This is a genomic window from Cellvibrio sp. PSBB023 (genome assembly GCF_002007605.1).
GTDB lineage: Bacteria > Pseudomonadota > Gammaproteobacteria > Pseudomonadales > Cellvibrionaceae > Cellvibrio.
Window position 1 is genome coordinate 237744 of record NZ_CP019799.1, and the last position, 20675, is coordinate 258418.

The window sequence follows — 20675 nt, forward strand, 5'->3', positions numbered from 1 at the left end:
ATATGGCCTCGATTGTAACCCTATTCACCTCGCTTTACTTGCGCAAATCCAGTGTGTGTGGATATTCATCCGCCGGTTCCGCTGGCGGTGGTGCCATAGGTCTGGGTGGATGTTTGTGTTCAAAAAATTCACGCAGGATTTTCCCCGCCGGTGTGATAGGTAATGCACCGGGTGTGTAGTTGATATCAAAAAAGCGATTGCCCCGACGGGATTCGGCTTCGTTGGCATTGACCGGAAAACGCTCATAACTGCGACCACCGGGGTGACTGACGTGATAGGTGCAGCCGCCAATGCTTTTACCGTTCCAGGTGTCGATCAAGTCGAACACCAGTGGGGCATGAATACCAATGGTGGGGTGCAGCGCCGATGGTGGCTGCCAGGCGCGATAGCGCACACCGCCGACAAATTCACCATGTTTACCGGTGGGGTTCAAACATACGCGACGACCATTACAGGCGAGCACGTAGCGGCCCGGTGTCAGGCCATTCACTTTTACTTGCAGGCGCTCCAGTGATGAATCCACATAGCGCGAGGTACCAAAGCTGCTCACTTCTTCACCCAGCACATGCCAGGGTTCAATCGCCCAGCGCAATTCAATTTGAATATCATCCAACTGCACGCGGCCATAGTGCGGGAAGCGGAATTCTTCAAAAGGCGCGAGCCATTCCAGTTGGAAGGGATATCCGTGTTCATTCAAATCGTTCACTACATCACGCAGGTCTTCCCACACATAATGCGGCAACATAAATTTATCGTGCAGCGCCGTGCCCCAGCGCACCAGCGGTTTTTTGTAGGGCTCTTTCCAGAAACGGCTGATCAGGCAGCGCAGTAGCAATACTTGTACTAGCGACATTCGTGCATGGGGCGGCATTTCAAAACCGCGAAATTCCAAAATGCCTTGGCGACCGCTGGCAGAACCCGGTGAATAAAGTTTGTCGATACAAAATTCGGCGCGATGGGTATTGCCGGTAATGTCAATTAATAAATTGCGCATCAGGCGATCCACTAACCAGGGTTGCTCTACAATGCCATCAGGCATTTGTTGGAAGGCGATTTCCAATTCGTAGAGCATTTCCGCTCGGCCTTCATCTACCCGCGGCGATTGACTGGTCGGCCCGATAAATAAACCGGAAAATAAATAGGAAAGCCCTGGGTGATGTTGCCAAAAAGTTACCAGGCTGCGCAGCAAATCCGGGCGGCGCAAAAAGGGGCTATTAGCCGGTGTTGATCCACCGAAGGTGACGTGGTTGCCGCCGCCGGTGCCGGAGTGGCGGCCATCGAGCATAAATTTCTCGGTGCCCAAACGGCATTGCCGTGCATCTTCATAGAGCGCTTCGGTGTTGTTGACTAAATCGGCCCAGGTTTCTACCGGGTGAATATTCACTTCAATCACACCTGGGTCCGGCGTAATTAAAAATTTCTTCAAGCGATAATCTTTGGGCGGCTCATAACCTTCCAGTACCACCGGCATATTGAGTGTTGCAGCGGTATCTTCAATTGCTTCTATCAACGCCACATAGTGTTCGAGGTAGGTGAGCGGCGGCAAAAATAAATGCAAACGGCCATCGCGCGCTTCAAAACACATAGCGGTGCGAATGACATAACCTGCTTCTATGTAGTTAGGTTTGGTTTTGTGCGTTGGATTTTTTTCACTGTGCTTTTCAATATTGTTGTTGCTGCCAATAGGTTGCGCGGTAATTTTTTGCGCAGCCAAATTGGCAAATTGTTGTCCGCTGGGTGCCAAAGGTGCACGCGAGCGCAAGGGGTCGCTTTCCGGTTGGTAGCGCTCGTAATCGTGTTGCGGAAATTCCAGTGAATTTAATGGCAGGCGCAGTCCAAGTGGCGAATCGCCGGGAATTAAAAACAAATTGTCATTGCGTAATTTCCAGCGGCCGGTTAACCAGCGTTGATTGACATAATTCCATTCAATGGGCAGCACATAGCCACTTTCAGTATTTAACCCGCGCGTTAATAATTTGGCGATGCGCCGACGTTCCAGGTCATCTTTTAAATCGGCTTTTAAGGGATCTATATTGGCGGGCAATTGTTGCTCTGCCCAGAGGTAATAGAGCACATCTTCATAGGCGGGAATTAAATGCTCGCTATTCACTCGAATTTTTTCACAGAGTGTCTGCGCGAATTTTTTTGCATCCAAGTGCGTGAGGCCGTAACTTTTATCGGCGCGTGCGAGTAAATCCGGGTTACTCCACAAGGCTTCACCATCGGTGCGCCAAAAACAACCTAGCGCCCAGCGCGGTACTTCCTCACCCGGATACCATTTGCCTTGCCCGTAGTGCAGCAGGCCATTAGGCGCAAAGGTGTTGCGCATGCGCAATAGTAAATCTTTGGCGAGGCGCAATTTATCCGCACCCAGCGCGCCGGTATTCCACTGCTCGGATTCCATATCGTCGATGGACACAAATGTAGGCTCACCGCCGGTGGTTAAACGTACATCCTGCTCAAGCAGTTCTTTATCAACGGAGGCACCAAGCGCATTAATGGTTTGCCATTGCTCTTCGGTATAGGGTTTGGTGACTCGCGGGTCTTCAAGGATGCGGAAGACTTCATTGCTGTAGGCAAATTCCACTTCGCATTTGCTGGTCGCGCCAGTGATGGGCGCTGCGGAAATCGGGTCGGGTGTACAGGCCAGTGGGATATGGCCTTCCGTTGCCAGCAAGCCGGAGGTGGGGTCAAGCCCAATCCAACCGGCGCCCGGAATAAATACTTCGGTCCAGGCGTGTAAATCGGTGAAGTCATTTTCCGGGCCGCTGGGGCCATCCAGCGCTTTCACGTCTGCTGTCAGTTGCACTAAATAACCCGAGGCAAAACGCGCGGCATAACCCAGGTGACGAAAAATTTGTACCAGTAACCAGGCACTGTCGCGGCAGGAGCCTTTGGCCAGTGTCAGGGTTTCCTCACAGCTTTGGATGCCTGGCTCCAAGCGCACACCGTAGCCAATATCCTGTTGCAGTTGTTGGTTTATCTGCACCAGAAAATCGTTCACATGCCAGGGTTTATCTTGTTTTTCGCGCTGCGCTATTTCCGTTTTAATCGCCGCGACGCGCGCGCTCAGCAATGGCCCTGTTTCTGTTACTTCCAAATAGGGAATTAACTCGCGCTTGAGTTGTTCGTCGTAGTCGAATGGAATTTCTTGTGCGTAGTCTTCGACAAAAAAATCAAAAGGGTTGATGGAGGTCATATCGGCAATGACCTCGACTTCAATGGTTAATTTTTTGGTTTGTTCGGGGAACACCAACCGCGCTTGAAAGTTACCAAAGGGATCTTGCTGCCAATTGAGGAAATGGTCTTCTGGCGTCACCTTGAGCGAATAACTGTGGATTTTGGTGCGGCTGTGCGGTGCCGGGCGTAAACGCAGGACGTGGGGGAACAATGTGGTCAAGCGGTCAAACTGGTATTCAGTTTTGTGGTGGATGGCAACGCGAATAGCCATAGAGTCTTCCTTCCTGCATACAAATCTTATGAGTCATGATGGTGCACGCGAGCGTGCATCAGCCATGGAAATGGGCAACCAGAGATCATGCCCGCTAACGATTACCCTTGTACTACCAGCTTTTATCTACCGCTGTTTAGCCTTTGTGCCACTTAATGGCATCTCTGTGGAGCTGTGCGGTGATAGGCGCTAGATAGAACTATAGCGCCTGCTAGAACACATTAGGCAATATCCGCACCATAAGCGCGGCATAAAAAAAGACCGGCAGTGTGATCACTGGCCGGTCTTTTGTTGTCAGGGGATGGCGGTGCGGTTTACTGGCCGACTGGCTCCGGTGTGGGGATATAGCCTACCGGTGGCAACTGCAAAAAGGCCTCCACAATCAGTCGGTCCCAGGAGCGGGTCAGTTCGCGCAGGTATTGGTTGTCTGCCTCAAATACGCTGTGTTGCATCAAGCCGCTATTGGTGGCGTAGGTCATCAACTCAATGGGTGGGCCAACGGTGAGGTTGGAGCGCATGGTTGAATCCATGGAGACCAGCGCGCAGAGTGCGGCGGTATCCAGACCGGTTTCCGGTTTGAGTATGCGATCCAGAATCGGTTTGCCGTATTTGCTCTCGCCAATCTGTAAATAAGGGGTTTGATCCGAGGTGGTGATATGGTTGCCTTGGGGGTAAATCAACATAACGGCAGGTGTTTCTGTGCCGATTTGGCCACCCAGCAAAAAGCTTGCTTCAAAGCTGACATTGCTGTTGTTGTGGGCATGTTTTTCCTGGATTGCCACACTGATTTCGCCTACATAGTCGGCGGCGTCGTGGATGTTTTCCACTGTGGCGAGGCTTACATCGGCACCGTCTTTGATGTCCTTGCGGATTTTCGCGATCACAGATTGGGTCGTAGCGAGGTTGCCGGCGGAGTTAATCACCAACTGGCGGTCGCCTTCGATACCAAAATGGTACATTTTGCTGTAGGTGCTGACCTGATCAACACCCGCATTGGTACGTGAATCTGAACAAAAAATCAGACCCGCATCGACTTTGATCGCAACGCAGTAGGTCATAACAGCAACCGGGCTCAAGAAAAAAAGGGCGCTTAGGTTAAGAGCAGGGGCGATGAGCGTCAAGGCTAATTTGGCGCATTAAATTGAACAGTGGTCTGTGCACCAAAGGCGGGCGTTAAGCGTGGGGCTTGTGTGGAGTTTTGGCGATAAAACCAGAGGGTTTTACCGCCAAATTAAGGCGTTTGGGTTATTCGCCGGGTTTGTTCCAGTGAATATCCATTTGCGGGAAGGGGATGCTGATGCCGTTTTCATCAAAGGCCAGCTTGATTTTTTCGGTCAGGTCGAATCGCACGGGCCAAAAATCATCGCTTTTTACCCAAGGGCGTACATAGAAGTTCACGCTGCTGGCGCCCAGTTCGCCCACAGCAATGAGGGGCTCCGGCTCGGGCAGGACGCGCGCGTCGGCGCTTATCACCTTGGCAATCACATCGCGCGCCAAGCGAATGTCATCGCTGTAGCCGATGCTGAAAACCATGTCGATACGGCGTGTACCGCGCGCGGAGTAGTTGATGATATTGCTGCTGTAAATAGTGCCGTTGGGGATGATGACTTGCTTGTTGTCGCCGGTGTGCATGGTGGTGGAGAAGATACCAATTTTATCAATCACCCCAGCTGTGCCCGCGGCCTCCACAAAGTCACCGCCTTTGAAGGGACGGAAAATCAGCAACATAAAACCGGCAGCAAAGTTTTGTAGTGATCCCTGCAAGGCGAGGCCAATGGCTAAACCGGCTGCACCCAATACCGCAATGACCGAGTTGGTGTTTACCCCCAATTGATCCAGCGCCGCAACCACTACAAATACCAGCAGCAGGGCATTGACCAGCGACTGGATAAACTCAACCAGAATGACATCCAGCTTGGTGCGACCCAGCACTTTCCCGATTAGCCGCGCGATCATTTTGGCGACCAGATGGCCGATGAAAAAAATCAGCAAGGCCGCGATAATTTTGATGCTCCAGGGAGCGACAAATTTATCGTAAAACGTAATCAGTTGAGCTTCATCAATATTTTTTAACATCAAACATCTCCTTGCAGGAAACTCTATTCGGGATAAATAACCAAGGTAATTAAATCAGGCGACACTGCCGGTGGTGCGCACGCGTTTGCTGCCCTTGGTGACCTGGGCTTTGCGCGCATCGGCACGTTTTTTCAATTGGGCATCTATGGTGTTTTTGGCAGCGATCAAAAAGCCCACCACGATAAATGCACCCGGTGGCAGTAATGCAAAAATCACATTGGGAAAGTTACTGCCAAAAACATTGAGTTGCCAGTTGCGTGCCGATTCACCAAACAGTAATTGCATATCGGCAAATAAATGACCGGTGCCGAGCAATTCACGCACCCCCCCGACACATACAAGTACCAGCATAAAGCCCATGCCCATCATAAAGCCGTCAACGGCGGAGGGCAGGAGTTTATTCTTGCTGGCAAAGGCATCGGCGCGGCCCAGTACAGCGCAGTTGGTGACTATGAGCGGAATAAAAATACCGAGAATTAAATAGAGTTCGTAAGTGAAGGCTTTCATCAATAATTCGGTACAGGTCACTGCCGAGGCAATAATCATCACAAAGGCGGGCAGTCGCACAGCATCGCTGACTTGATGGCGAATGAGTGACACCACCACGTTGGAAATAATAAGAACAATCAGTGTTGCCAGCCCTAATCCCAAGGCATTGACCACGGTGGAACTGACTGCCAGCAAGGGACACAGCCCGAGTAATTGCACCAGTGCTGCGTTGTTGCTCCACAGGCCTTTTTGGGTAATTTCTTTGTAGTTCACCGCATTACTCATGGTGTGCACCTGCGTCTGACGGTTGTTCGGTAAGAGTGGCGTGCTGGTCATCAAACAGCGTCTGCTGGTTAGCTGCTACAAATTCGAGTACGCGTTTGACTTGGCCGACCACGGCGCGAGGGGTAATAGTGGCGCCAGCAAATTGATCGAAAGTGCCGCCGTCTTTTTGCACTTTCCAGTCTTCAATCACGGGCACCTGCAAACTTTTGCCATTGAAGCTGAGAATCCACTGGTGTTTTTTCAGGTCGATTTTATCGCCTAAACCGGGAGTTTCTTTGTGTCTGATGATGCGCACACCGGCGACACTGCCATCGCGATTGACACCGACGATCATATCGATATCGCCTGAGTAACCATCTGGTGCCCTGGCGGGAATAATCAGCGCGGTAATTTCCCCGTTGCGACGTGCGCGATAAATATTGGCTTCGCTACCCAGGTTCAGTAATGCCTGCGCGCTCTGCGGAACGGGAGTGACATCGTTGAGCAAATCGTTGTCGTGGCTTGGCAGCGGGATAATTTCAAACAGTGCACGCTGTTGCGCCGCGCGCTCAGCGGCGGCGATACGGTCTTTGGTACCGAGATTGGTGAGCGCCAATGTACCGGCTGTCGCCAGTGCAAAGGCGGCGAGTAACAGGCTGTTTTTGCTTATGGATTGGCCGAGCATTAGTGACCTCCATCCTGTTTGCTGGCGTCGGTCGCACGGCGTGGTTTTTTGTGGCCGTAGGTGCGCGGCGTGGTGTAGTAATCAATAAACGGGGCGGCGAAATTCAGCAGTAACACGGCAAAGCCGACACCGTCCGGATAGCTGGTGCCCCAGGTGCGAATAACGTAAATCACTACCCCGATCAGCGCGCCGTACACCAGGCGACCACGGGTGCTCACCGCGGAGCTGACGGGATCAGTCACAATAAAAAATGCGCCCAGCATGGTGGCGCCAGACAGCAGGTGAAAAATCGGCGAGCCGCCGGAATTGGAGCTGCCTGAGTCGTAAAACAAGGCGGCCATCAGCGCTAGCGCCAGCAGCATGGCAACCGGTGCATGCCAGGTAAAAACCTTTTTGTAGAGCAGATACAAGCCGCCGATCAAAAAGGCGATATTCACCCACTCCCAGCCCGCACCCGCCCAGCGGCCTTCGGTAAACACCGGCTGTTGTTGGTAAAGGTCATCCAGCGTCAGGCCTGAATTTTGTTTCATGATGTCGAGTACTGTAGCCGAGCTGTAGCCATCGATTGGTGTGCCAAAAAAGATCTTATCGAGCGCGGCCACCAGACTGGGCACCGTTTGGCCATCGGCCAGCATTGGCAGTGGTGTGGCCCATTGGGTCATCTGCACTGGAAAGGAAATCAGCAGCAGTACATAAGCCACCATCGCCGGGTTGAAGGGATTAAAACCCATGCCACCGTACAACTGTTTGGCCAACACTATGGCCACGAAACTGGCGCTGATAACCAACCACCAGGGGCAATAGGGCGGCAGGGATACACCGATCAGCACACCCGTCACCAGTGCGCTGCAATCGCGCAGGTAAAACATGACCGGACGTTCGCGCAGTTTCATCACCAGCGCTTCAAAGGCGATACAGCTCACACTTGCCAGCAGCACATTAATCAACACGCCTATGCCAAAAAAATGCGTGAGGGCAGCGATACCGGGAAAAGTGGCATAGACCACCAAGCGCATAACGCGCCCGGTGCGATTGGCCCCGTGGGTATGGGGGGAGGTGATATTTAATAACGCCATTCGTTTATCTCATTAAGAATCGGTGCGGCGCTTAGGCCAGCTCTTGCAGCTTCTCTTCCAACTTGGTCACACCCGCGCGGAAGGCTTCGATATTTGCGTCGTTTTCTGCCTCGGCTTTGGCCAGCCGCTCGCGTGCTTTTTGTAAACGGGTTTGCAGGGATTGGATCTGCTCGGCACGCTTTTCTTCATCGCTCATGCTGGCCATGGCCGCTGCTTTGGCCTTGGCTTTTTCAATAGCGGCTTGCGCAGCGTTTTGTTCGGCGGTTACGGGTGCTGCGGTGACAGCTTCAGCCGTTGCAGCCGGTTCAGCGGCTGGCACATCAGTAATCCCCAAGACTGCCAGCTCGGCCAGCGCCTCGGTGATTTTTTGCTGCAATTTTTCGGCGCCTTGCTGCAGTGCATCGGCATTGGCGCTGCCTTCGGCTTTGGCGGCAGCGGCTTTCTCTTCCGCTTTGGCAAGGCGACTGCGCAGCGATTCCAAATTGGCCTTGGCCTTATCCGCCGGGGACATTGTCAGTTTGGCCTGTGCACGGGCAATCGCTGCCGCTACCGGATCATTAGGATCTACCGCTGGCGCGGCGGCGGGTGTAGCGTCGCTTGCAGCGGGCGCGGTGGTACTCGCCGTCGCCATAAACTCGGCCAGTTTTTTCTCGGCCTCGGCCACTTTCAATTCAGCTTGCTTAATGCGCGCTTTTTGTTTTTCAAGCTGCTCGTCGGTAATTACCGGGTTGGTGTTGTTGGGCACCAGTGGTTTTTGGGCGAACTCCAGGCCATTTTTGGCCGCGGCGAGCAAACGCTCCAACTTGGCTTTTTGATCATCGCTCGACACTTGGGTCGTTGCGGCTTTCACCACCGCGGCGGTGATCACATCGGTAGCCGCTGCGGGGTTGGCTGCGGCTTCTGCGGCTTTTTCCGCCAGTTTTTTCTTGGCTTCTTCGGCGGCTTTTTGGCGCGCTACACGTTTGGCCTCTTTTTCGGCCTCTTCTTTGGCGATGCGCTGTTGGCGGAATTCAAAACGCTGGCGCGAGCGGTCAGATTTTTCCTTCTCGATTTCATGCAGGCGGATGCTGCCTTTGGCGGCGCGATAGTACTGCACCAGCGGGATGGTACTGGGGCAGACATAAGAGCAGGCGCCGCACTCGATGCAATCGAACAGGTTGTGGGATTCCAGGCGATCAAAATCTTCCGCCTGCGCATACCAGAACAACTGTTGTGGCAAGAGGCTGGCCGGACAGACTTCGGCGCACATGCCGCAGCGAATACAGGCTTGCGCTGGTTGCGGTTCGGGTAATTCCCGGGTGCTGGGTGCCAGGATGCAGTTGGTGGTTTTAATCACCGGTGCGGCTAAATCCAGCAGGGTAAAGCCCATCATCGGGCCGCCCATGACCACGCGTGAGGCCTGCTGCAGATCGAAGCCATGCTGCGCGAGCACATAGTCGATAGGTGTTCCCAGCAGCAGATTCACATTGCGTTGGGTTGTCAGGGCTTCGCCCACCACAGTGGTAATACGGGAGATCAAGGGCTCGCCAAAACGCACGGCGCGCCAGGCGGCCACGGCGGTGGCCACATTGACACAAATCACCCCGATATCGGCGGAGTGGTGGCCGCTGGGAATTTCGCGTCCGGTCAGAATCTGGGTAAGTTGCTTGGCACCGCCCGAGGGATACTTGGTGGGAATCACCACCACCTGGATATTTTCCGCTTCGGCCTGCAGGGCCTTGGCGCCTGCTACCGCCGCCTTTACGGCTGCAATCGCTTTGGGTTTGTTGTCCTCAATGCCGATTAACAGGTTTTTGGGGTGGTGCAGTATGTGGCTGAGTAAGAGCGTACCGGCGACCAGTTCCTGCGCCTGGGTTTGCATCAGCATGTCATCGGCGGTGATATAAGGTTCGCACTCGGCGCCGTTGAGTATGAGGGTGTCGATCACCTGGGTGGATTTGGGCGCGAGCTTGACCGCTGTGGGGAATCCGGCGCCCCCCAGTCCTGCTACGCCTGCGGCACGGATTTTATCCAGTAGTTGCAGGCGATCCAATGCCAGATAGTCCTCACAGGGCGTTAATGGCGCCCACTCGTGTTTGCCATCCGGCTCAATAATTACCGATTCACTGGCCATACCGGAAGGATGCGGAATGGCGCGGGATTCAATCGCTATCACAGTACCCGAGGTTGAAGCGTGGGTATTTGCACTGAAGGTGCCGTCGGCCGCGCCAATCAACTGGCCCGCCAATACGCGCTCGCCCACTTGTACCACGGGTTGCGCGGGAGTGCCCATATGTTGATTAAGCGGGATTACCAATACAGGCGGCAGCGGCAAGTCGCCCAGCGGCAACTGCAGGGATTGGTTCTTGTGCTGGGGCGGGTGAACGCCGCCCGGTAGCTCCCAGACTTTAATCAAGCTTGTCATCTATGGCGATTTCTCGTTGTCAGTGCGGCGGTCAGGCGGCTTTTTCGCCGTTTGGCTGATCAGCACCGGGTGCTTGATCAGCAGAAAATGCGGTGCCACGGCCAAGGTCGGAAGCGATTAGGCTCGCATCCAAAGCCGTAACAGCGACTTCCTGGGCAACTACATGGAATACCGGTTTTTGGTTGGTAGCTGGTAGTTCCCATTTCCAGGTGTTCAGGTCGGTTTCCACCGGAATCATATCGATACAATCTACCGGGCAGGGCTCAACGCAGAGGTCACAGCCGGTACATTCATCGGCGATAACGGTGTGCATATGTTTGGCGGCACCGAGGATCGCGTCCATCGGGCAGGCCTGGATACATTTGGTGCAGCCGATACATTCGTCTTCGCGGATAAATGCGACACGTTTTACATCCAAATGCTCGCCGTGTTCAGCATCCAGCGAGGGGGCTTCTACATCGAGTAAATCGGCGAGCGCATTAATGGTGGCTTGACCGCCGGGAGGACACTTGTTGATGGCTTCGCCATTGGCAATGGCTTGGGCGTAGGGACGGCAGCCGGGGTGTCCGCATTGGCCACATTGGGTTTGCGGCAGGAGTGCATCAATTTGTTCGACGATGGGGTCGCCTTCCACTTTGAATTTGACGGCAGCAAAACCCAGCACCGCGCCAAACAGCGCCGACAACCCACCCAACGCGATCAGGGCGCTGAGAATAGGGTTGTGGAAGATAAATTCGATCATGAATGCCAGACTCGTCAGTTATTGCAGGCTTACCAGCCCACCAAAGCCCATAAATGCCAGCGCCATCAAACCAGCGGTGATCATGCCAATCGCCGCGCCTTTAAAGGGGACTGGCACATCGGCCACAGCCAAACGCTCGCGCATCGCGGAAAACAATACCAACACCATTGCAAAACCCAGTGCACCACCAAAACCGTACATGGTGGACTCAAAGAAGCTGTGGGCTTTTTGGGTATTGAGCAGGGCAACACCGAGCACGGCACAGTTCACGGTAATCAGCGGCAGAAACACGCCGAGTACGCGGTATAGCAGCGGGCTGGTCTTTTCCATAAACATTTTTACGAACTGCACCACCGCTGCAATCACCAGAATAAAGGCGATGGTGCGCAAATATTGCAGTTCCAGTGGCGCCAGTACCCAGGTATCCACCAAATAGGTACAGATAGAGGCAAGGGTCATTACAAAGGTGGTGGCGCCCGCCATACCAATGGCACTTTCCAGTTTATTGGATACACCCATAAACGGGCAGAGGCCGAGGAATTGCGCCAACACAAAGTTATTCACCAGCACGGTACTGAGCAGAATGATTGCTAATTCGCTGAAACTCATGGTGTTTGTCCAATCAAGGAGAGCCGCTGAAGTGAAAGCCCGAACGCGAGGGTTGCGTATTATCGGTAAGTAGAGAGGCATTCTCAATAAAAATGACATAAAGCCTTATTGGCTTTATTTATATCCTTATTCTATTTCCCTGATTGATGCGCTTGGCCTCACACCTTTTAAATGACCGCGCACACGTAGGTTGGGGTGAGGAACGAACCCCAACATGTCCATCTCACACCACCCGCCAGAAGCCAGATTGGATATCAACATCGCTGTTGGTTGGTGCGGCAAGATGGTCGTGTTTGGGTTCGTTCCTCACCACCAACCTACATCACGCGTTGCCCAGGCTTGGCACCGGTATGCGGTTCCAGCAAATAAATCTCTTTATCGCCGGGGCCAGCCGCCAGCACCATGCCTTCGCTCATACCGAACTTCATTTTGCGCGGTTTGAGGTTGGCTACTACGACGGTGAGCTTGCCGACCAGATCTTTCGGGTCGTAGGCGCTTTTAATGCCGGAGAACACATTGCGGGTTTCGCCACCCAAATCCAGCGTTAAACGCAGCAATTTGTCGGAACCTTCTACATGCTCTGCATTGGCGATCAGGGCTATACGTAAATCTACCTTGGCAAAATCATTAAAGTCGATTTCGGCGGCAATCGGCTCATCGACCAATGGACCTTCCGCCTTGGGCGCTGCGGCGGCGAGTGCTTCTTTACCGGCTTCAATCATGGCGTCTACCTTGTCTTTTTCTACACGGGTGAGCAGTGGTTTGAACTCGTTGATTTTCTCGCCTGCGCGGAAGCTGACAGGCGCATTCCAGCTCAGGGTTTCACCCAAAAAGACTTCCGCATCGGCAGTCAGCGCCGGTAAGACTGGTTTGAGGTAAGTCAGCAGCGCGCGGAACATATTGATGCCCAAGGTGCATACGGCTTGGGTTTGCGCTTCGGCGCCCGGCTGCTTGGCTAATTTCCACGGCTCTTGCGTAGCGATATATTCGTTGGCCGCATCGGCCAGCGCCATAATTTCGCGCATGGCTTTGCTGTAATCGCGGCTTTCGTAATAGTTGGCGATGGTTTCACCGGCATCGATAAACTTTTGCCACAGCTCGGCATCAGCAATGTCAGCGGCCAACACGCCACCGGCGTTATTAATGAACTTGGCGGTACGGCTGGCGATATTCACCACTTTGCCCACCAGATCCGAATTCACGCGCTGGATAAAATCTTCCAGGTTCAGGTCGATATCGTCCACATTGCTGGTGAGCTTGGCGGCGAAGTAATAGCGCAAATATTCCGGATTCAAATGGTCGAGGTAAGTGCGCGCATTGATAAAGGTGCCGCGCGATTTACTCATCTTGGTGCCGTTCACGGTCAGGAAGCCGTGCACGCAGATTTTGGTAGGTGTGCGCAAATTGGCCGAGTGCAGCATCGCGGGCCAGAAGAGGGCATGGAAGTTGACTATGTCTTTGCCAATAAAGTGATACACCTCGGCGGTGGAATCCGGTTTCCAGTATTCGTACCAATCTTCCCCTTTCTTATCGAGCAGGTTTTTCAAACTGGCGATATAGCCGATCGGCGCATCCAGCCACACATAAAAGTACTTGCCAGGTTCGCCGGGAATTTCAAAGCCGAAGTAGGGGGCATCGCGGGAGATATCCCAGGATTGCAAACCGGCGTCGAGCCACTCGGCCATCTTGTTGGCGACTTCATCCTGCAAATGACCGGCACGGGTCCAGCCTTTCAGGAAATCGCTGAATTCGGGCAGGGTAAAAAAGAAGTGCTCCGACTCTTTGGCAACCGGTGTTGCGCCGGAAATTGCTGATTTTGGATTGATCAAATCCATAGGCGAATAGGTCGCGCCGCACTTCTCGCAGTTATCGCCATACTGGTCTTCGGTTTTACATTTCGGGCAGGTGCCTTTGATGTAGCGGTCGGCGAGGAAGAGTTGCTTTTCCGGATCGTAAGCCTGGGTAATGCTTTTGGTCGCGATATGCCCGTTGGCTTTCAGGCGGCCATAAATCATGTTCGAGAGTTCGTGGTTCTCGGTACTGTGGGTGGAGTGATAATTATCGAAACCTATATTAAAGGCGGCAAAATCCGCCTCATGTTCGGCTTTTACGTTGGCGATTTGCTGCTCCGCCGAATGACCCAACTGCTCCGCTTTGAGCATGATCGCCGTACCGTGAGCATCGTCCGCACAGACGTAAGTGCAATCCACACCGCGCAGTTTTTGGAAGCGCACCCAAATATCCGTTTGGATGTACTCCACCAAATGACCAAGGTGGATGGAGCCATTGGCATAGGGCAGGGCGCTGGTGACCAGTATTTTACGTTGCGGCAATTGAGTCATGAATGGAAACCTGTCAAAGCTGGAATCTGAAGCTGGCTGCAGCCAGCTGAAAAAATGGGGCGCACTATAGCATTTTGCGCCGCTGCTGTGGCGCGACTAATCCTGATCGTAAGGCTTGTATTCAATCGCCGTTATATAAAACAGTTCTTCGCCCTCCGGTTTTTTTAAGACGATTTCATCATCCAGTCGCTTGCCGAGCATGGCTTTGGCGAGGGGTGAATCCATGCTGAGTTTTTGACGGGCCACATCAAATTCGTCGGGGCCGACAATTTGGTAGGTTTTTTCATCGCCGTCTTCATCTTCCAGTGTTACCCAGGCACCAAAAAAAACTTTGCTGCGATCATCGGGCAGGCGATCCACCACAGTGAGCACTTCCATGCGCTTGGATAAAAAGCGCACGCGCGAGTCGATTTCGCGCAGGCGGCGTTTGCCGTAGATGTAATCGCCGTTTTCGCTGCGGTCGCCATTTTTGGCGGCTTCGTGTACCACTTGCGTCACCTGTGGGCGTTCAACTTTCCACAATTGGGTGACTTCATCTTTCATGCGTTTAAAACCGGCAGCGGTAATGTAGGTTGAACCTTTTGCACTGGGCGGGCGCCAACGTCCCATCACGTCTCTCCAAACAGGGTTAAATAAAAGGCTAATTCTTCATTGAGTGCACGCTGGATATTGTGCGCCTGGCGGAAGCCGTGGCCTTCCTCCTCAAAGGTGATGTAGTGGGCCATTATGCCTTTTTGTTGCAGCGCGGTGACCATGGCTTCGGCCTGTGCGGGTGGCACCACTTTGTCTTGCAGGCCCTGCAAAAAAATCACCGGGCAATTGAGTTGATCTATGTGATGAATGGGGGAGCGTGCGCGATAAGTGGCTTGCTCTGCGGGATATTCGCCCACCAGCGAATCCAGGTAATGGGCTTCAAATTTGTGGGTGTCGCGCGCCAGTGCTTCCAAATCGCCAATGCCGTATAAACTGGCACCCGCTTTAAAGGTGTTGCTAAACGTCAGTGCAGCAAGCACGGTGTAACCACCGGCGCTGGAGCCGCGAATGGCGACTTTATCCTTGTCGATGCGCTGCTGCGCCACTAAATAATCCACGCCGCTGCACACATCAATCACATCGGTGATGCCCCAGTGATGCTTTAATCGGTCGCGATACTGCCTGCCATAACCGGTACTGCCGCGATAGTTCACATCCAGCACAGTAAAACCACGACTGGTCCAGAACTGGATTTTTAAATTGAGTGAGGTTTCGGTGGCGCCGGTGGGACCGCCGTGGCACATGACCAGCAACGGCGGTAACTCATCGGGCGCAACGCTATGGTTGGCATTCGTGGGGGCGTAAAAAAAGCCATGTGCTACTTCGCCATCGCGCGTGGGAAAGGTGATGGCTTGTGCCTGCGAGAGGTAGCGACTATCGAGCGCAAACCTATTCTCGTTGAGCGGCGCGCAGGTGCCTGCATGGTAGTGCCAGAGTTGTGCACCTTGAGTCGTTGTCGCCCCCAGAAACCAGGCGCGACCTTGCGCGCTTTCGCTGCCTGGGCGACACCAAAGGGAGGAGATATCGCGCAGGGGGGTCTCAATGGGTTGCAGTGTTTTGTGCTCCACATCGATTAAACCCACTTGCCATACGCCCGCCTGACTGAAGCAACAAAAGAGTGTGGTGGCCGATAAAAATCCGTAGGTGCTCATGCCGAATACCCACTGTGGGGTGGCGAACTCGGCATCAAGTGTACAAATGGCCTCTGCGGCTACGCCATTCCAGCGGTAAATGTTCCACCAGTTGCTGCGATCCGACACAAAAAATAATTCGCCTGCTGGTGACCACTGTGGTTGAAACACCGATTCCCCGCTGCCACCTGCAATCACCTTGCTGTGAACAATACTGCCTTGCGAATTCAAATCGGCAAGCACACATTCGGTATTATCCCAAGGCATATTGGGGTGATCCCAGCGCAAAAAGCTGAGCTGTTGCCCATTGGGCGACAGGCGGGGGTTGGAATAAAAATCGGCACCACTAACTAGCACCTCAAGCTGCAAACTATCCAGATCGAGGGCGATGATATCGCTTGTGGGATTATGGCTGTCGCGGCTGCAATCCTCGCGTACGGCGAGCAGGCGATTGCGCTGAGGATCCACGCAAAAATCGGCATAGCGCCAAGCGCCCTCTGCGGTTAAGGCGCGGCTGGTTTTTGTGCTCGGGTCATAGACGTAAATGCGCTGGTCGGCATCCAGCACATAAAAAATCCCGTCATGGGTCGCGAGATAAGGCGTGCCGCCATATTCCTGGATACGCGTGCGAATACTGTGGGGTGCTGGCAGTAAATCGCCGCCTTGGGCGCAGACTATTACGCTGCGGCCTTTGTCCTGCGGGCGGGTTTCCAGCCAGTAGAGTGTATCGCCCACCGCCTGCGGGTCGCTCAGGCGTACGCCCTGGGTGGTGAGCAATTCAGCGCTGATGGGGGTGGGCCAGTGGCCGCAGCGGGTGTTGGTCATAAGGGGCATCGCTGTCAGTAGTGTCCGGCCGGGCATTTTGCCCGCCCTGCGCCTTCAGGGGAAGGCGCCATTTTTTATTTGCATGGGGTTGGTTTTATTTGTATGGCCTTTGGGCTTTAATGCGCGCATCAATCAGGTAATGCTATGACGTCTTCCTCGCCCATATTTTCTCCCGCTGCGCTGCGCGCCTATCTGCCGGACTTGGCCAAATGTGCCCATGGCACAGTGTGCTGGGTCGGTTTTAGCGGCGGTCTGGATTCAACGGTATTGCTGCACGCACTGGCGCAATTGCAGCTACCGGTAACCCTGCGCGCCTTGCATATCAATCACCAGATCTCCCCCATGCCAATCAGTGGCAGGAACAGTGTGCAGCCGTTTGCGCGCAGTTGGGTGTTGAGTTGGTTGCAGAGCGCGTTGCCGTTGTTAATCGCGGCAAAGGGATAGAGGATGCGGCGCGGGAAGCGCGTTATGCGGTATTCACGCGCTATTTGCGAGCGGGCGATATGTTGCTCACGGCCCATCACGCCAATGATCAGGCTGAGACCTTGCTGCTGCGGTTGTTGCGCGGCACCGGCCCGCGTGGGCTGGCGGCCATGGCGATGCAGCGCCCACTGGGTGCGGGCACTCTGGTGCGGCCATTGCTGACTGTTTCGCGCGCTGAATTGGAAACTTATGGGCGCGAGCATCAGTTGCAGTGGGTGGAGGATGAAAGCAATCAGGACGATGCCTATGACCGCAACTTTTTGCGCAATCAGGTAATGCCTTTGCTTGCCCGACGCTGGCCGGCGTTTATGCGCAAATGGCAGCAAACGGCCGAGCTTTGTGCGGAGCAAGAGCAACTGCTTGAGGCTATCGCCCGCGAGGACTTACACACAGCGGCGACGCGACGCGAGCGCATCGGGCAGAGTATTGATCTGGCATTTCTCTGTTCCCTGTCGCCGGTACGCCAGCAAAACCTGCTGCGCTATTGGCTGCGCAGCGCCGGTTACAACACGCCCGAGCAGAGCCATTGGCGGCAAATCCAGCAGCAATTGTTGCTGGGGCGCGAGGATGCTGAAGCGAATGTGACCTGGGGTGATCTATCGCTGCGGGTATTTCGCCAGCGCTTGTATCTGTTGCCTGCAGCCTTGCCGGTATTGACGCTGGACATGGTGGAGCAGGGGGGAGTTGAGAGGAGCGACGACGGCGCAGCGCGCTTGAAAGTGGGATTGCCGGATTTACATGTTCGCTATCGCCAAGGCGGTGAACGTTGTAAGCCTGCGGGGCGCCATCACTCCCAAACCTTGAAAAAATTACTGCAGGAGTATGCCCTGGAGCCTTGGCTTCGGGATGACTTACCACTGGTGTACAGCGGCGATACGCTGGTTGCTGTGGGGGATTTATGGGTTTGTAGCGGATATACCGCCGAAGCGGGCGAGCAGGGGTTGCACTTGCGGTGGGGCGGTTAAATGGCGACAAGTGCGGTATCTGTTAATGACGACACAAACAAAAACGGGATGCTTTTGGCATCCCGTTTTTGTTGATTGCCAGGTCCAGCTTAGTAGAGGTACACCGCGCCAGACGCTTCCAGGCTGTTATCGCTCTGGTCAAGGCCTGTGCTGCTGGCTGCCGAACTGGTGCTGGCACCGCTGGAGGCCGCAACAGAGGTATAGCCACGGCCCGATTCACGGTGCGCGCCGACCAGCATGTTTTGGCCGTCGGCAGAGAGTTTGACATTCAACCCGAAGCGATCACCGGCATCAGGGTTGGATGCTTTGACATAACTCTTTTGCGACCACACCGTATTGCTGCGGGTGAATACAAAGACTGCGCCTGCATCTTCCTTACTGGTATCACCTTCATCGCCATTGATACCTGTTGCATAGCTGTTTTCGCGGAATGAACCAATCGCCAGGATATTACCATCGTGGGAGAGGCTTACGCTGCTGCCAAACTCACCGCCCAAGGTAATGGTAGATGGCTTGAGGCGCGCTTGCTGTGCCCAAGTAGAACCATTGCGGCTGTACACATAGGTTGAACCGCTGTTCACTTCTTTGACCAATTCCTGCACTTTGGCGGAGTCAATATTGTCTCTGTTGCTGATATCCACAGAGCCATTGGTTTCACCTACAGCGCCAATCGCAACAGTATTACCATCGCCTGATACATCGACATTAGAGCCAAATTGGGTCGCGATAAACGTGGACGCCGGTTTCAAATAGGCTTCTTGTGCCCAGGCGTTGTCAGTGCGGCTGAACACATAGGCAGCGCCGTTGTTGATGCCATAGTTGATATAGCTGCCTGCATCTTTACAGGCAGGATCTATGACATAGAGGCTATCGCGGTTGATGTAGTAGCAAGTATTGTCTGATTGGTCACCATTGACGCCCTGAGCCTGACTGTCCTCGCCTATAGCACCTACTACCATGGTGTTGCCATCGACAGAGAGCGCAACGCTAACCCCGAAGTTGTCGTTTTGTTGGGCATTGGATGCCTTGACATGGGACTCTTCCTGCCAGCCGTTTTCACCCAAGCGGAAGGTATAAACCGCACCTGAGCCTGAGCCGCCGCGATAACTGCTGCTGGCAGAGGAAGTGCTGGAGCTGGAGCTACTGCTGCTGGAGGAACTGCTGGTACTGCTGGTAGATGAGCTGCTTGAAGGGTAAAACACCAGGCATTCAAGTGAGGATGTGCTGCTGAAGTTGAAAACACCGCTTCTACCCATAAAGTCTTGTGTTGTGCCGACTGCCAGGGTTTTACCGTCACCGGAAAGTGCCAGTGATTCGCCAAAACGCAGGGCAACAGAGGTCTGGGCAAAGGCGTGAATGGTAGAGAAAATAGGTTTCACGTAAGCATCCTGTGACCAGGTGCCTGCACTGCGGGTGAAAATATAGACAGCGCCGACATTGTAGTCTTGGGCTGTCAGCAAATCACCGACACCGCCTGACGAGGCGGAGCTGGTGACTATTTCATAGTTGTCCTGATTGCAGTTGATGCCATAGGATGGACTGTCTTCTAATAGGGCTGATACTGCCAAGGTATTACCATCGTCAGACAATGCCACACGGTAGCCAAAACGATCATTCGGCAGCACGCGGCCACTATTTAGGTTTGGTTGTTCGGTATTGGATGCTTTGAGATAAGCCTGTTGCACCCACTGGCCATCTTCTTTGGCAAACACATAGACCGCACCGGAATTGGTACTTTCGTTGTTGGTTTGATCGCCATTGACACCGGTGGCCTTACTATCTTCTGCAGGTGCACCTACGGCCATGGTCATGCCATCGCCCGAAATAGTGATGCTCCAACCAAACCAGTCAAATGAGCCGGTGTTGGAGGCTTTGAAATAACCAATGGATTTGATCATTTCGGTGGCGGTGAATACCAGATCGGATTGGGAGCAACCGTCTGCATTACAGGCTTTCACGTAATAGTAGTTATTAACCCAGTCGTGTACGTGAACACCTATTTCATCAGTTGCTTGGGGCGTGGTCAGGTCGCCGCCAACTTGCACTACACCGCCTGTCGCCACATCGTGCTTGAACAGTTGGTAAAAGGTTGCGCCGTCAACCGGGCTCCATTGAAAATTGAGCACCTTGGGTGATTGCGCCTCCACCCTTACACTCGGCCACTCGCCGGAGCCGTTGGCGGGCACTGAGGCACTGCTGAAACTACTGCGGAGCGAGGAGCTGCTGCTAATGGATGAGCTACTGGCTGATGATTTGTTATCGCTTCCGCCGCCACAGGCAGCGAGCAAAAATGAACCAGCTGCAAGCGAGAGCAGCAGGGTGGTGCGCTGTAATAGCGGGGATAAACGATCAATATTCATTCAGCGTGTTCCTGAGGGTTAAAACTGGTCGGTGATTCTGTGTGTCGCGGCGCTTGGTGTCAATCAAATCGCCAGCATTTAGGCCTGCCTGATCTACAAATAGAAGCCGCATAGAGACCGTTAAATCAGGCAATTGGTTCAGTGTTTTTATTCCTGCAGTAATCTACGGCAGTCCGACCGGAGGAGTTGTTAGCAATTGTGCGCCCGGCAATCGGTCAATCTGCCTGTCTGTAGTCGTTA

At 53.8% G+C, this 20675-nt stretch carries 14 protein-coding genes and 1 pseudogene; 2 read left to right on the plus strand and 13 right to left on the minus strand.

Annotated elements, in window-relative coordinates; genetic code table 11:
• Nucleotides 1-34: 34 nt before the first annotated feature.
• The 12 genes from B0D95_RS01100 to B0D95_RS01155 all read right to left on the minus strand — a co-directional run bounded on the left by B0D95_RS01100 (nucleotide 35) and on the right by B0D95_RS01155 (nucleotide 16627).
• On the minus strand, nucleotides 35-3451 hold the full coding sequence (locus tag B0D95_RS01100) for a DUF2126 domain-containing protein (RefSeq protein ID WP_078042159.1): 3417 nt from the start codon (nucleotides 3449-3451) through the stop codon (nucleotides 35-37).
• Nucleotides 3452-3765: 314 nt separating this feature from the next.
• On the minus strand, nucleotides 3766-4509 hold the full coding sequence (locus tag B0D95_RS01105) for a peptidase (RefSeq protein WP_078042160.1): 744 nt from the start codon (nucleotides 4507-4509) through the stop codon (nucleotides 3766-3768).
• Nucleotides 4510-4696: 187 nt separating this feature from the next.
• Nucleotides 4697-5527, minus strand: a complete 831-nt coding sequence (locus B0D95_RS01110) for a mechanosensitive ion channel family protein (RefSeq protein ID WP_078042161.1) — start codon at nucleotides 5525-5527, stop codon at nucleotides 4697-4699.
• 54 nt (nucleotides 5528-5581) lie between these two features.
• Complete coding sequence (locus tag B0D95_RS01115) at nucleotides 5582-6301, minus strand: electron transport complex subunit E (protein WP_078042162.1); 720 nt, start codon at nucleotides 6299-6301, stop codon at nucleotides 5582-5584.
• Nucleotides 6294-6965 (minus strand): electron transport complex subunit RsxG, encoded by a 672-nt coding sequence (gene rsxG / locus B0D95_RS01120; RefSeq protein ID WP_078042163.1) that lies wholly within the window; start codon nucleotides 6963-6965, stop codon nucleotides 6294-6296. Before rsxG ends, B0D95_RS01115 begins: the two co-directional genes overlap by 8 nt.
• Nucleotides 6965-8041: an electron transport complex subunit RsxD gene (rsxD, locus tag B0D95_RS01125; RefSeq protein ID WP_078042164.1), complete on the minus strand. Its 1077-nt coding sequence runs from the start codon at nucleotides 8039-8041 to the stop codon at nucleotides 6965-6967. The genes rsxG and rsxD overlap by 1 nt, the downstream gene beginning before the upstream one ends.
• Nucleotides 8042-8072: 31 nt before the next feature.
• Complete coding sequence (rsxC, locus tag B0D95_RS01130; protein ID WP_078042165.1) at nucleotides 8073-10445, minus strand: electron transport complex subunit RsxC; 2373 nt, start codon at nucleotides 10443-10445, stop codon at nucleotides 8073-8075.
• A gap of 31 nt (nucleotides 10446-10476) precedes the next feature.
• The gene (gene rsxB / locus B0D95_RS01135; RefSeq protein ID WP_078042166.1) at nucleotides 10477-11187 is read right to left on the minus strand and encodes an electron transport complex subunit RsxB; all 711 of its coding nucleotides are present in this window, start codon (nucleotides 11185-11187) and stop codon (nucleotides 10477-10479) included.
• 18 nt (nucleotides 11188-11205) lie between these two features.
• The gene (rsxA, locus tag B0D95_RS01140) at nucleotides 11206-11796 is read right to left on the minus strand and encodes an electron transport complex subunit RsxA (protein WP_007644160.1); all 591 of its coding nucleotides are present in this window, start codon (nucleotides 11794-11796) and stop codon (nucleotides 11206-11208) included.
• Nucleotides 11797-12113: 317 nt separating this feature from the next.
• Complete coding sequence (gene metG / locus B0D95_RS01145; protein ID WP_078042167.1) at nucleotides 12114-14138, minus strand: methionine--tRNA ligase; 2025 nt, start codon at nucleotides 14136-14138, stop codon at nucleotides 12114-12116.
• 96 nt (nucleotides 14139-14234) lie between these two features.
• A complete protein-coding gene (gene greB, locus B0D95_RS01150; RefSeq protein WP_078042168.1) occupies nucleotides 14235-14747 on the minus strand; it encodes a transcription elongation factor GreB in 513 nt (170 codons plus the stop codon).
• Nucleotides 14747-16627, minus strand: a complete 1881-nt coding sequence (locus B0D95_RS01155) for a S9 family peptidase (RefSeq protein ID WP_078042169.1) — start codon at nucleotides 16625-16627, stop codon at nucleotides 14747-14749. Before B0D95_RS01155 ends, greB begins: the two co-directional genes overlap by 1 nt.
• 144 nt (nucleotides 16628-16771) lie before the next feature.
• Between B0D95_RS01155 and tilS (B0D95_RS21080) the strand changes: the two are divergent.
• Nucleotides 16772-17331, plus strand: a pseudogene (gene tilS / locus B0D95_RS21080) (tRNA lysidine(34) synthetase TilS); the annotation flags it as partial.
• Nucleotides 17332-17418: 87 nt separating this feature from the next.
• Nucleotides 17419-18075 (plus strand): tRNA lysidine(34) synthetase TilS, encoded by a 657-nt coding sequence (gene tilS / locus B0D95_RS21085; RefSeq protein WP_371453608.1) that lies wholly within the window; start codon nucleotides 17419-17421, stop codon nucleotides 18073-18075.
• Nucleotides 18076-18164: 89 nt separating this feature from the next.
• Here tilS (B0D95_RS21085) and B0D95_RS01165 read toward each other — a convergent pair whose 3' ends face one another.
• The gene (locus B0D95_RS01165; protein WP_078042170.1) at nucleotides 18165-20435 is read right to left on the minus strand and encodes an FG-GAP repeat protein; all 2271 of its coding nucleotides are present in this window, start codon (nucleotides 20433-20435) and stop codon (nucleotides 18165-18167) included.
• Between the last annotated feature and the right edge of the window lie 240 nt (nucleotides 20436-20675).